This window comes from Sphingobacterium sp. MYb382, assembly GCF_037572665.1.
Lineage (GTDB): Bacteria > Bacteroidota > Bacteroidia > Sphingobacteriales > Sphingobacteriaceae > Sphingobacterium.
On the sequence record NZ_JBBGZT010000012.1, the window covers coordinates 380,253 to 394,031 of the forward strand.

Annotated in this window: 12 protein-coding genes and 1 tRNA gene; 5 read left to right on the top strand and 8 right to left on the bottom strand. The window is 41.1% G+C overall.

Annotated elements, in window-relative coordinates; translation table 11 throughout:
- Positions 1-101 precede the first annotated feature (101 nt).
- The 3 genes from plsY to WH223_RS06755 all read right to left on the bottom strand — a co-directional run bounded on the left by plsY (position 102) and on the right by WH223_RS06755 (position 2,109).
- Positions 102-749 (bottom strand): glycerol-3-phosphate 1-O-acyltransferase PlsY, encoded by a 648-nt coding sequence (gene plsY, locus WH223_RS06745; protein ID WP_340046782.1) that lies wholly within the window; start codon positions 747-749, stop codon positions 102-104.
- A 25-nt stretch (positions 750-774) separates the two neighbouring features.
- Positions 775-1,629, bottom strand: a complete 855-nt coding sequence (gene nadC, locus WH223_RS06750; RefSeq protein WP_340046783.1) for a carboxylating nicotinate-nucleotide diphosphorylase — start codon at positions 1,627-1,629, stop codon at positions 775-777.
- An 84-nt stretch (positions 1,630-1,713) separates the two neighbouring features.
- On the bottom strand, positions 1,714-2,109 hold the full coding sequence (locus tag WH223_RS06755) for a DUF4783 domain-containing protein (protein ID WP_340046784.1): 396 nt from the start codon (positions 2,107-2,109) through the stop codon (positions 1,714-1,716).
- A 150-nt stretch (positions 2,110-2,259) separates the two neighbouring features.
- On the opposite strand from WH223_RS06755, the gene gpmI reads away from it, so the two are divergent.
- The 4 genes from gpmI to WH223_RS06775 all read left to right on the top strand — a co-directional run bounded on the left by gpmI (position 2,260) and on the right by WH223_RS06775 (position 6,684).
- Entirely contained in the window at positions 2,260-3,795 is a 1,536-nt protein-coding gene (gene gpmI, locus WH223_RS06760; RefSeq protein ID WP_340046785.1) for a 2,3-bisphosphoglycerate-independent phosphoglycerate mutase, read from the top strand.
- Positions 3,782-4,339 (top strand): hypothetical protein, encoded by a 558-nt coding sequence (locus tag WH223_RS06765; RefSeq protein WP_340046786.1) that lies wholly within the window; start codon positions 3,782-3,784, stop codon positions 4,337-4,339. The genes gpmI and WH223_RS06765 overlap by 14 nt, the downstream gene beginning before the upstream one ends.
- 199 nt (positions 4,340-4,538) lie before the next feature.
- The gene (locus WH223_RS06770) at positions 4,539-5,831 is read left to right on the top strand and encodes a (Fe-S)-binding protein (protein ID WP_340046787.1); all 1,293 of its coding nucleotides are present in this window, start codon (positions 4,539-4,541) and stop codon (positions 5,829-5,831) included.
- A gap of 58 nt (positions 5,832-5,889) precedes the next feature.
- Entirely contained in the window at positions 5,890-6,684 is a 795-nt protein-coding gene (locus WH223_RS06775) for a (Fe-S)-binding protein (RefSeq protein WP_340046788.1), read from the top strand.
- Positions 6,685-6,743: 59 nt separating this feature from the next.
- Here WH223_RS06775 and WH223_RS06780 read toward each other — a convergent pair whose 3' ends face one another.
- On the bottom strand, positions 6,744-7,418 hold the full coding sequence (locus WH223_RS06780) for a YiiX/YebB-like N1pC/P60 family cysteine hydrolase (protein ID WP_340046789.1): 675 nt from the start codon (positions 7,416-7,418) through the stop codon (positions 6,744-6,746).
- Between the two features lie 213 nt (positions 7,419-7,631).
- Here WH223_RS06780 and WH223_RS06785 point away from each other — a divergent pair, with 213 nt between their 5' ends.
- Positions 7,632-8,939, top strand: coding sequence for a hypothetical protein (locus tag WH223_RS06785; protein ID WP_340046790.1), 1,308 nt, complete (start codon positions 7,632-7,634; stop codon positions 8,937-8,939).
- Positions 8,940-9,137: 198 nt separating this feature from the next.
- Here the strand turns inward: WH223_RS06785 and WH223_RS06790 are convergent.
- The 4 genes from WH223_RS06790 to WH223_RS06805 form a co-directional block, all read right to left on the bottom strand.
- Positions 9,138-9,221, bottom strand: a tRNA-Leu gene (locus WH223_RS06790).
- Positions 9,222-9,284: 63 nt separating this feature from the next.
- Positions 9,285-10,163, bottom strand: coding sequence for a Ppx/GppA phosphatase family protein (locus WH223_RS06795; protein WP_340046791.1), 879 nt, complete (start codon positions 10,161-10,163; stop codon positions 9,285-9,287).
- Positions 10,164-10,313: 150 nt separating this feature from the next.
- Positions 10,314-10,859 carry a hypothetical protein gene (locus WH223_RS06800; RefSeq protein WP_340046792.1) on the bottom strand — a complete coding sequence of 182 codons (546 nt, stop codon included), beginning with the start codon at positions 10,857-10,859 and terminating at the stop codon, positions 10,314-10,316.
- 78 nt (positions 10,860-10,937) lie between these two features.
- Positions 10,938-13,511 carry a phosphoenolpyruvate carboxylase gene (locus WH223_RS06805; RefSeq protein ID WP_340046793.1) on the bottom strand — a complete coding sequence of 858 codons (2,574 nt, stop codon included), beginning with the start codon at positions 13,509-13,511 and terminating at the stop codon, positions 10,938-10,940.
- Positions 13,512-13,779 lie beyond the last annotated feature (268 nt).

Sequence of the window (13,779 nt, forward strand, 5' to 3'; positions counted from 1 at the left end):
ATTTATTAAACCAACGAACGGTTTTCTACACCTTTAAAGATGCTCGGCAACACGTATCGTTGAAAATTAATTAGTTTCAGCACAAATCTTATGCCTAGTCTTTACTTCTTATTCTTTTTAAAGAGATAAATTTTAGATTCATGCCCTTTCAATAGTCTTTCTATATTCTTTTGGTGTGTCACCAAAATCAAAGCACAGATGGCTATACCATATAAAAGAACAGCCGGTACACTGGTGTGAAATACAAAAGCAATACTAAAAGGAAAAGTAAAACCAGCCAATATAGAGCTTAAGGACACGTAATGGGTTAATAGAAGAGTCAACGTAAAAACCGTCACACAACATAAAGCTGCCTCCGGATGAATAGCGATGACCATACCAAATAACGTAGCCACTCCTTTTCCGCCACGAAAACCAGCAAAAAGAGGAAATAAGTGCCCCAATACGGCAATAACCCCTAAAGCCAACTGAAAATTCACAAACTGCCCTGAGTTAGGAACACCAACCAAGGTGGAGTCCAACAGGTATGGTAGATTTGTTGCGGTCCATCCTTTAAGGATGTCGACAATCATAACAATAGAACCAGCACGCTTGCCTAATACTCTAAACGTATTCGTTGCGCCCGCATTCCCACTTCCATACTCGCGTACGTCAACTCCATAAAAAGCGCCTCCAAACCATACAGCTGATGGAATGGAGCCAAAAAGGTATGCTAATACAACAATCCCTACTAAATAAATTGAAATCATATATATATTAGATTCCTCAATATAGCTAAATAATCTTAGCTTTTAAACTTAAATCCAAACTTTTAACCGAGTGTGTCAATGCGCCGACAGACACAAAATCAACACCCGTTTGTGCATAGGCAGCAATCGTTTCTAACGTGATTCCTCCGGATGCCTCCGTCACCAAGCGACCGTCAATCAAGGCTACAGCCTCAGCCACTTGCGCAGGTGTAAAATTATCCAACATCACACGATCCACCTTCTCTTGTGCCAATACCTCTTGAAGCTCCGCTAAGTTGCGCACTTCAATTTCGATAGGAATGGCCAAATTATGTTGTTGACGGTAAGCTTGCGCTTTCGTCAAAGCTGCTTCTATCCCACCGGCATAATCAACGTGATTGTCTTTAATCAAAATCATATCATAAAGACCGAATCGATGATTTTCTCCGCCACCAATGCGAACAGCTTCTTTTTCTAAGAATCGTAATAGAGGTGTTGTTTTACGTGTATCTAATACTTTAGTTTTGCTTCCGGCTAATAACGCGGCGTAAGTAGCGGTACGTGTCGCAATGCCCGACATACGCTGCATCACATTTAACACCAATCTTTCCGCTTTAAGAATACTATGTATACTTCCTTTCACATAAAGGGCAATAGCACCTACCTTCACCGTATCGCCATCTTTAAGTACCGTTTGCACAACTAATCGAGGGTCAATAATATGCATTATATCAACGCCTACTGCGACACCTGCCAACACACCATCCTCTTTGACAAGAAGTTGAGCTTCTCCTTCTGCTTCTGCATCGATAGTAGATAATGAAGTATGATCACCTTCTCTTACATCTTCCTCCAGCGCCAATTCGACAAATTTCTTCAGTTTTCCAATATCAACTGCCATCTTTTTTTGCGTTAATTTAAGCGAAGATGAAGAAAATAAATTTTATAATAAAATTGTAGAAAAAATTTGTCGCTTTTCGTCGGCTTACTCAATACGCAGTTCTACTACTTTATAGACCTTATTGGTCTCTGTAAATTTCACAAAAACACGGTATGTAGTCGTACTCGTTCGTAAGGAATAAACAACGAAAGAATTCGTCGAACTGTTTGCGCGCTGTAGCTCCTTCAACTGACTAACCTTGTTCGAACGAAAGAAATCGTCCAGAAGAAGTTCTGCTTGAAAACGTGTATATACACGTTCATCGCGTTTTATAGACAACGACACACTATTCACGAAATTGCTACATAAATTTTTTACATGCCCCGCCCGTAGCGCAGTAGCAACAGAATTTACAACCTCATCAAATGGCGTTTTCGCAGAAAGGGGCGAGCTTGTTAGCAAAACAATAGCTAACAAGATGACACTCTTGAAAATTTTCATTAAACCAATAATACTTTATTAAACGCTATTGACACATATCACTAGCGACACGATTGAGACGAGTCTAAAATAATGCCAACAGGTTATGTTTTTCAAATAAATAGCACCTCAAAGCTACGTTATTTTTTACAAAATTAGATATATTTGTATGTGAGTAATTTAGAAAACAAAAAAGTTGCCCTCCTGATCCTAGATGGCTTGGGTTATGGCAAAGACGATAGTTCCAATGCTGTTAAAGCCGCGAACACCCCTTATTTAGATTATCTACTAAATACGTACCCCCACTCCAAGCTAGAAGCATCTGGTGAAGCCGTAGGTCTACCTGCCGGACAGATGGGTAATTCGGAAGTAGGACACATGAATTTGGGTGCTGGACGCGTTGTTTACCAAGAATTAGGACGTATCAATAAAGTAGCTCGTGAAGGTGGTTTCCAAGAAAACCAAGTGATTCAAGATGCTTTTAACTACGCTATTGCGAATAATAAAAAGGTACACTTCATCGGTTTACTTTCTGATGGTGGTGTGCACGCGCATATTGCCCACTTAAAGGCTTTATGTGATGCCGCAAAAGCGACAGACTTAGGTGAAGATCAGGTTTTCATCCATGCTTTTATGGATGGCCGTGATACAGATCCAAACGGTGGCTTAGGCTACGTAGCGGACTTACAACAACACTTGACACACTCGCGTGGAAAAATCGCTAGTGCTATTGGTCGTTACTACGCTATGGACCGTGACAACAGATGGGAACGTGTAAAAGAAACGTACGATTTGTTGACGAAAGGTATCGGACAACCGACACAAGATTTACAACAAGCTATTAAAGATTCGTATGCAAACGGTGTAACGGATGAGTTCTTCAAGCCTGTTGTGCTTACAGACGACCAAGGTGCGCCATTGGCAACCATCCAAGAAGGTGATATTGTATTTTGCTTCAACTTCCGTACAGACCGTGGCCGTGAGATTACCATTGCTTTGACGCAAGAGGCTTTCCCAGCACAGGATATGAAACCATTAGATTTGTACTATGTAACGATGACATCTTATGATGAGTCCTTCAAAAAGGTACATGTAGTTTTTCAAAAAGATAACTTAACGAATACCTTAGGTGAAGTATTAAGTGCACAGCAGAAATCGCAAGTACGCATCGCTGAAACGGAAAAATATCCACACGTAACGTTCTTCTTCTCTGGCGGACAAGAAACACCTTTCGATGGTGAGCGTCGTTTGTTAATCCCTTCACCGAAGGTAGCGACCTACGATCTTCAACCAGAGATGAGTGCGGACGGAATCACGGAGGCTATCTGTAAAGATATCACCGAAAACCAACCAGATTTCATCTGTTTGAACTTCGCTAATCCAGATATGGTAGGCCATACGGGTGTCTTTGAAGCAGTTGTAAGCGCGGTAGAGACCGTTGATCGCTGTACTAAAGAAGTGGTAGAAACAGGCTTAAAATTTGGCTACTCTTTCATCATCATTGCTGACCACGGAAACTCCGAGTTTATGCTCAACGAAGATGGATCACCAAATACTGCACACACCACCAACTTAGTACCATGTATTTTAATTGATGCCGACTATAAAGCAATTAAAGATGGTAAACTGGGTGATATCGCCCCTACTGTCCTTCGCTTATTGAATGCGAGCATCCCGACTGAAATGACAGGAGATGTATTGGTATAAAAAAACAAAATTCGCAGTAATAGCCTTGGCTATTACTGCTTTTTCTTACGCCTGTTCTTCAGAATCAACAGAAGCTAATAAACAGGTAAATACGCAGCTTAATATTCCAGCTTTCTTTGCTAAAGAAATCACGGCCTTGCAAAAGCGCAATCCAGAAGTGGTTAAAACCGTAAAAAAGGATAGCATAAGCGAGACAAAGACCGTTCACATCGAAAACTGGACCAATGAACTTGCGAGCTTTGCAGCGGTAGATTTAAATAAACCAGCTTACGCAGGCTTCTTAAAAAAAGATAGCGTAGCCGGATTGGTAACCTACACGTCGACAAAGCCATCACTCGATATTAAGTCTGTACAGATAAAGTACACTAGTGAAGGTGAACTGAGCGAGTTACGTATGGAAAAACAGGTAGAAAACTTGCTTTACCGTACGGAGGAAACTTTAATTTACTTTCCGAACAAGCGTTACCAACTAGAAAAAAAACAACATGTACTCCTCTTGGGTGATAAATATTATCATATCGCTGGAGACATAAATCCTTCTTAAGGCTTATTCAAGCTATTCTCGAAAGCAAACCTACAGGATGAAATCTGTATTTAAGGACCTATAAGCCTTAAACATCCTCGCGTTTGCTTTCGATTTTTCTAAAAAAACATCTTTATTTATAACCTTTCCAAATTTGGTATTATGCATGCATAGTATTAATTTGTATATTTATATTTGTGTAAACCGAAAGAAAGCTAATATGATAAGTCAACTAATATTTTTGTGTTTGTTTATCGCAGCCCTTCTACTCTTTACAAGAAGTGCGAAGCGTATCTACCGTAATATAAAACTAGGTCGTGACAGCCAGCGGACAGACCAACCCATGGAAAGGCTGCGCACCATGTTTCTGGTTGCCTTTGGGCAGAAGAAGATGTTCAAAAAACCTCTTCCAGCTATCCTACACTTATTCGTATACTTAGGCTTCGTGATCATCAATATTGAGATGCTCGAGATTGTCATCGATGGTGCTTTTGGCACCCATCGTATATTCTCCTTCATGGGTGGCTTTTATAACTTTCTAATTGCCTCTTTTGAGTGGTTAGCCTTGGGCGTATGGGTAAGCTGTGCGATTTTCTTTATCCGTAGAAATGTACTCCATATCTACCGCTTTCAAGGAAAAGAACTCCTCAAATGGCCGAAGACCGATGCCAACCTGATTTTAATAACAGAGATCTTGCTCATGTCGGCCTTCCTGTTTATGAATGCTGCCGATGGGAAGCTTCAACAATTGGGTGCCGCAGGTTTTCATATAGCAGGTTCCTTTCCTGTTAGTCAACACTTAGCAGGACTTCTTCCCGACCAGGTATCAAGCCTTGTGTTTATCGAGCGCTTCTGCTGGTGGTTCCATATCATTGGAGTTTTACTGTTCTTAAACTATCTACCGTTATCGAAGCACCTACACATCCTTTTGGCGTTTCCAAATACGTACTTCTCGAACTTGAACCCTAAAGGGAAGTTCAAAAACCTACCTAGCGTAACCGCTGAGGTTAAAGCTATGCTAGACCCTAGCCTTCCGCCACCGAGTGGTGAGGTGAGTCGCTTTGGTGTTAAAGATGTGCAGGATTTGACTTGGAAAAACCTATTGGACGCCTACACCTGTACGGAATGTGGACGCTGCACGGCTAGTTGCCCTGCCAACATCACAGGGAAGCTCCTATCGCCACGTAAGATCATGATGGATACACGCGATCGTATGGAGACCATCGGAAAAATTATCGATAAGGAAGGTAAATTTGAGGACGACGGCAAGTCTTTATTAGATACACACATCAGCCGCGAAGAAATATGGGCCTGCACCAGCTGCAACGCTTGTGTAGAGCAATGTCCTGTCAATATTAATCCACTAGAAATTATCATAGGCTTACGCCAATATGCGGTCATGGAAGAATCCAAAGCACCAAATAGCGTCAACGCCATGTTTAGCAATTTAGAGAATAATGGTGCTCCTTGGAAATATGCCCAAGCAGATCGTGCCAACTGGACGAATGGCTAAAAAAGTGTAAACGATATTGGCCATCAAATAGATTTTTAACGTAAAAAGAAAGCATCATATGGATCAGAATTTTCACGTACCTACCGTAGCAGAATTAACCGCAAAAGGCGAAACTCCAGACCTTCTATTTTGGGTCGGTTGCGCTGGCAGCTTCGATGAACGTGCACAACGTATCACGCGCGATATATGTAAAATCCTACAGCATGTAGGTATCAAATATGCCATTCTAGGCGCTGAAGAGACATGTACTGGAGACCCTGCAAAACGTGCAGGCAATGAGTTTCTCTTTCAAATGCAAGCGATGATGAACATCGAGGTGCTAAACGGCTACGCTATTAAAAAGATTGTAACCGCCTGTCCTCACTGCTTCAACACCTTGAAAAATGAATACCCTGAGCTTGGTGGTAACTTTGAGGTTATCCATCATACGGAACTTATTCAAAGCCTTATCGATGAAGGCAAGTTACGCCCTACGGACGGCAACAGCTTTAAAGGCAAGAAAATAACCTACCATGACCCTTGTTACCTCGGCCGTGCCAATGACGTGTACGAGGCGCCACGCAAGATTTTAGAGTCGCTAGATGTGCAACTCTCCGAGCTTAAGCGTTGTCGTAGCAATGGTTTATGCTGTGGTGCTGGTGGCGCACAGATGTTTAAAGAACCAGAGCCAGGAAACAAAGATGTCAATATCGAACGTATTGAAGAAGTCTTGGAATCCAAAGCAGAGATTGTTGCGGCCGCTTGTCCATTCTGTATGACGATGCTGCGCGATGGTCTAAAAATTAAAGAACAGGAAAAAGAAGTGCAAGTGCTTGATATCGCCGAAATAACGGCTAAAGCCAACAACTTATAAAACAAAAGGTCGCTTGCATAACAAGCGACCTTTTGTTTATTAAAAATACCTACCCGTAATTACTTAGTCCGCGGATACGCATAAACGATATCTATAATGTCGGCAGCCTTAGACATAGCACCGGGATTAATGCCTAACTCCCCTTCTGGAATAGCAACACCTTGCTGCTCAAAATGGCTAACCCAATATGGAGCGTAAGCGCCCGTTTGTGCTGATTTAAAAGTCATCACGTTAAGTGGAAAAACATCGCGTTGCTGGTTGGCTTCATACAAAGCTAGGTATACCAGCTCTGAGCAATAATACGTATCGTTCTTCAGGTCAAAAGCATCGTCATAAAGCTTCCCTACATGCTTCTTAGCCTCTTGTATAGCTTGCGGAATCAAAGGCTGATACGCTGCCGTTAGCCGACCGACAACGGAAACAGGTGGACAGTCTTCCTTCCCTTTAGGAATTAGAAATGCCGCTATGGGCGTTATTTGAACACGCGGATGTGTAGCTTCCACCACATATACTTGATTTAAAGAATCTATCCATACCATGCCTACATGTGTGAAGTTGTATCCTTCAATAGCCGTTGTCACAGCTTTGATGGCTTCATTCATATTGCCAGAACAAGCTTCTTGGAAAATTATATCTCCATTTTGCAACTTAAAATTTTCTTCATGTCGCTCTTGAGCGGATAAAGAAAAAATAGAAAGTAGCCAAAACAGAATACCTATAGTGTATCTTTTCATATCAACTATCATTAAAATCTGAACCGCCAAGGTACGTCTTTTAAAGTGACAGAAAAACAATCTAAAGGTATAGGCCATCTCTGAAACCACATAGAGCCCTTGGCCCCTATCTCGTACAATTTTGTATATTCGTATAGCTAAACCCGTATCTTTTGATACATTATCCAATTTATCGACCCTAGAAAGGGCCGTAAAAAAACAAACCTTTTAATAATGAAGCAGACCTTTTTTTTAATTAGTTTTCTTTTTACGTTCGCACAAAGCAGCTTAGCGCAAGTACAAAAAAACAACCCCGACAGCATTGCTATTCTTTTTGATGAGATTAAAATAGCCGCTAAAAATCATATCAACCTTTGGCATAAAGATCTTTATGGCCCTTTACTTTTTGTGGTGCCACAAACTCGGGAGCTCTTTGCGAATGAGCCTGATACCGCGGGTATTTTGAAGCCCAATGGCACTATTTATTCAGGCCTACTGCCCACCAACGTCAATATAGCAAATACAGCACTCAGCTGGGGTGGCAAGCGCTGGGCCATGCTTATGCTTCCACTCTCGCAGCATAAACAAGATAGAATTAACCTGCTTGCCCATGAGCTCTTCCATGGTGCTCAGCCAGCTTTAGGATTCTCCTTACTCAACGCCGAAAATAATCACCTCGACCAAAAGGAAGGTAGAATATATTTACGCTTAGAATTGGAAGCTTTAAAACAGACTTTACAAGCATCTTCAAAAAAAGAAGTATTACAGCACCTAACGCATGCGCTAACATTCAGAAAATACAGACAGCAGCTATATGAGGGTTCTTCGGCCTCGGAAAACCTGCTAGAGCTAAACGAGGGTATTGCTGAATTTACCGGATTAATCGTGAGTGACAGAAATAAGCGTGAGGCGACTAAGTCTTTGACAAACGGTATCAATAATTTCTTCAGTAACCCTACTTTTGTACGTTCTTTTGCCTACCACACGACACCTGTCTACGGCTATCTTTTGTACAACAAGGACAAAAACTGGAATAAAAAGATTACGGACAAGACAGATTTAACAGCTTTCTTCATTACTGCTTTTGGTATAAAAACTCCAGCAAACTTGCAACAAAAGGTTGAAAGCATAAAAAATAACTACAACGGTGAAACCATCATCGATGAAGAAACAACACGAGCGGAGAATACCAAAAAGCTACTCGCAGAATATATGTCAAAATTTGTCGAACAGCCTCATTTTGTACTCAAGTTTGAAAAGATGAATGTTTCTTTTGACCCTCGGAATATTGTACCCTTGGCGGATAAAGGAACAGTCTATCCGAACATCCGTGTTACCGATGTGTGGGGCGTCCTGACAGTTGAAAATGGGGCGCTGATGCATCCCAACTGGGATAAGCTCTCTATAACGAATCCCACTAGCATAACGCTAGAAAAGATAACGGGTGATGGATGGGTGCTAGAGCTCACAGCAGGTTATGCTGTAGCTAAAGATGAAAAGAGCCAAAACTATACATTAATAAAGCGTACGAATAGCAACTAGCAGGAGCGTCGCGCTAGGGATTGGAGCATCTGTTTGAGCTCTTTGGCCTTCGCGGTAGCGGAAGGACAAAAGCGAGTGCGGAAAGCCCGACGCTAGGGGTACTATTAAAAGTGCCCCTAGCGGAGCGCCCAACTAAATAAGTATATTTTATAAAACAAAAAACGGACAAACCTTAAAGATTTGTCCGTTTTTTTGGAGTGCCCAGGAGCAGATTCGAACTGCCACGCCCATACGAGCGCCACCCCCTCAAGATGGTGCGTCTACCAATTTCGCCACCTGGGCTGGTGATGCACAAAAATATATAATTTAACGACAATACAAAAGGAAATTACCGCCTTTAGGCAATTATTTCTGTAAGTCTCTAGCTATCAAAGTTTGAATTATCCCATCGACTAAACCGACACGTGGAGCCACAATATTTTTGAGATGTCCGACCTTCATAATGGTCAAAAACAGCTCTGCAGCAGGGATAATTACGTCGGCTCTATCCTGCTTTAACCCCAACACATGGATACGGTCTTTGAGTGAATAGCTATTTAGATGCTCGTAGATTGCCTTCAACTTAGCGTAAGACATCGGCTTGTCGGCTTTATCATTGGCGATGTTTGATAACTTATTAATGTTACCACCGGTACCGATGCCGTAGATGTCTTTATAGATTTTGGTTTTGTCGCGCACCCAAGTTTTCATATCGTCCCAAGTTTCAGGTTTATCCTGATTGTCGAGGATACGAATGGTCCCTAGATTGAAGGAACGCGAAGCGACCAAGATGCCGTTGGCAAAAAGAGATATTTCGGTACTACCACCACCTACATCAATATAGAGATACACCTTATTGGCCTCCATATGGGCGCCTAGGTGGCTGTTGTAGATTATCTCGGCTTCTTTAGCGCCTTCAATAATCTGTATATCTACCCCTACTTGGCGGCAAGCTTTTACGATATCCTGTCCATTGTCGGCATCACGCATGGCTGAAGTGGCACAAGCCATATAATTGGTCACGCGGTATACATCCATCAGATTACGGAATGCCTGCATCGTCTTCACCATATTTTCAAACTTAGGTTTTGAAATATGCTGATGGATGAAAGCATCATCGCCGAGGCGCAAAGGCACACGGATAAGTGCTTCTTTTTTAAAGCCTATGGGTTGTTTCTCTGGATTTATCTCAGCGATTAACAACCTAACCGCATTTGAACCGATATCAATAGCTCCGTATCTCACTGATTTATGTTTTTATTAAGTAATGATTAATTAATCTCACACAATTATAAGCAAACAAATATTAACATAATATTAAGTCGAAATAATTATACAAAAAAAGGAATGTAATTTTCATTACATTCCTTTTCAATATTGTTTTGCGGGTTGGTCTTAGTGGTGCGCGTGCGCCTCAGCTTTACCACCAGCAAGGGTATAAATTTCTGCTATTTTCTCTAAGTTTTCAGCAGCAAAATTACGTAGACCTACGTTTGTGTTGTGGCTTAATCTTTCGAATAAATCTTTTACAACCGCTGTTTCATGTTGAACATGTTGTGCGTAGTCAGCCGTGTGTGCTGTTGCAGCATGCGTAGAATCAGCAGCTACCTCTGTAAATTTAGCAGCTCCTTTGATTGGGAAGTCTACTTGATTTGCTGTTGCTAAACTATCAAAAACAGGTAAGATTGCACCATAAACCTCTTTTACTTTTGCAGCAAGTTGTTTATCCTTATCGGAGCTCGCAGATTTTTCTACAGATGCAGCGTAATCAGCTTCAAAAACCAATTTACCACCAACAACTTGGAAAAAGTGAAAAGCATCACCATCCGCCAAACTTGTGTGCGTATATTTCAATTGATTCTCTGTCGCCGTTTTTGGGTTACAAGAAGCAAATAGGGCCGCAGCACATACACTTGCAACAAATAAAGTATTTAATTTCATCTCTTTACTATTTTGATGCTACAAAAATAACAAAATATTCGATTCAAAGTTTAAAATAAACAAATCTATATGCCCTAATTAGGCTAAATTACGACCTGCATTCACTACACCGTAGATTGTGCGCGCAATAAGCTTTCTATAAGCGCCTTCCTTCTCTGGAGCAATCTCTTTATACTGCAAGCTACGAATTGCGTAATGTTGTATCGTTAATAACGGTAGTACAATTTTCTCTCTCGCCAAAATTGAAGCTCTATCAATTGGATAATCGGCCATAAGCACATCCGAATTGCTTAACTTCAATGCATAGGCTTTGGTAAGCTCATACTCATCACGCAACATCAACCAAAATTCACCGAATTTCTCATCATACTGCATGTAGGCTGTGATATCGAAGTTGGACTTCGTCATCGACATCATACAGTTGTCAATTATCGTTTTGAACATACCAGAGCTTTCATATAGGTTTTTCACATAAGACCATAGGTTGTTTTCCTCGGCCCAACGTAAAGCGGTACCTACACCATAAAAACCTGGAATATTTTGTTTCAGCTGACTCCAAGAGGTAACAAAACTAATGGCACGAAGGTCTTCTAAACGAAGTTCCTTGCCGGAGTTACGTTTCACGGGACGGCTACTAATATTAATCTCCGAAAGCTCCTTCAATGGACTTAGCGTCTCTAGGTAGTTTAAGAACAACGGATTTTTACGTAGGCTCATAAACTTGGTATAGCTTTCTTTCGCCATATCGTCGATAATAGACTTCTGTTTAGCCGTCAATGTATCGCCTTCTTTCTGCTGCAACTCGGAAATCATACCTGCTTGCAACAGCTGCTCTATATTGTACTGTGCTGTTTCTAAGGAACCGTATTGACTACTAATTGTCTGTCCTTGAATCGTCAGTTGGATATGCTTGTTGGCAATCTCACGCCCCATGGAAGCGTAGAATTTCTGTGTTTTACCACCACCACGTGCTGGCGGGCCACCACGACCATCAAAAAATACTAAGTCTACATCAAATTCGCGCGCTATCGCTGTAAGCTCAATCTTCGCTTTATAGATAGACCAGTTGGCCATCAAATAACCACCGTCTTTGGTACTATCGGAGAAGCCAAGCATAATCGTTTGCTTGTTGCCACGGCGTTTGATATGTGCTGCATAATTTTCATTAGCATATAGCGTACGCATCACATCCGCTGCGCGGGATAAATCATCTACGGTTTCAAAAAGTGGAACGAAATCTATCGATAGCTGGTCTTTTTTCCATCCCGACCATAAGAACAACTGCACTAAGCCCAAAATATCGGATGCCTGCTGGCAGTTACTGATGATGAAACGCTGTGCCGCACGCTCGCTACCCGACTTCTGAATGCTTTTCAACAATTCAATAACATCTAGTGTATCGACAATCAAGGAGTCAGCATCCTCTTTATAGCTTATGCTAAGCTCAGAGAATGGGATAGCTTCTTGCTTACCTTCTTCGCTAGCATTTACTTTTTCAAGGTTTACGCCTGTTTCTTTGTGATTAGTCACTAAGTGATTAAACGTGTTGCGCAAAATGCTGCTATCTTGACGGATATCCAATGTGGTGAAGTAACAACCAAATGTTACCACCTTGCGGATTAAATCTTCAACAAGCTCAGAAAATAGACCGTCATGGTCTTTCTTCAACACTTCTTTAATAGCGTTAAGGTTTTCTAAGATTTTAGCGGTTTCATCCTGTGGATTCTCTTGTGGGTTGAAGCTGTTTTCATAGAATAGGTTTTGAAGAATATCTAAATACTTCTCTACCCCTCTAAAGGTGATACGGCGTTTTACGACGCGAAAATCACGGTAGTAACAACGGAACAAGATGGTGCGCAACATGGTAGCGACTTCTCTAGTATTTTTGGCGGTAACGTTTGGATTTCCATCACGGTCGCCACCTGGCCAAAAGCCCAACTCAATAAGCTGCTTCACATCTTCCACGGGCACTTCCAGCTCGCTATCAATCTTAGATTGAATTTCGGACGCTACTTTATAGAATACATTTTCCAAAAACCAAGCAAGGCTAGCTGCCTCATCCGTTGGTGTTGGTTTTTCTTTATTAATAAATGGAGTCTTTCCTAATTGGTGCAATAGCAATTGAATCTCAGAAACGTCGTTGGACTTCAATGCCGCAATAAGGTCGGTAATGATAGATAATACCGGTCCTGGATAAAACTGCGTAGGGTGTGCCGTCAATACAAGACGTACGGAGAAATCGCGTAGTTTATCGACAATTTTTTCTTTGAGCTCTGGGTTATCATTCGCCGATTGGAATAGCGACTGCAACTTACCAGCGTCTTCATTCTTGCCTACCGCAGAGAAGGCTGAATCCTCGACCGCATCAAACAAAACAACTTGACGCTCAATATATTGAACGATTCTGAAAAGAAAATCTAAGCGATCCTCTTCTTGCACATATTGTTCATATTGTCCAAAGAAGCTTTCAATAATCGCCTCTGGCGTTAAATGCTCTTCAATACCTTTTTCACAATGTGTTGTAAAAAAAGGTAGAATGGTCCCTGTATGTTGCACACGCTGAAAAGGTAGCGTTAAGAACAAACTTTTATAGAGATCAAAACGGGTGAGCACTTCATTATGGAAGACTGATTGTTTTTGACTTACTTTCATAGTTTAAGAAATAGAAAAATCAGATGGTTTAGCAATTTTGAAAATCAAAATCGCACTAAATTATACAATAATCACATTTAAACCAATTTTAAATTAAAAAACATGTACAAAAAATATAGTTTTATTATAAAAAACACAAAATATTTACATAAGCAATACATTTTTATAAATATATCTTTAGCATCACGTTTCTCAATAAGTTGCTGTGGCGCGAATGCTACAGCAATGGTCTATTTTTTTTCGTATTTTTGAACAAATATCTTTCGTT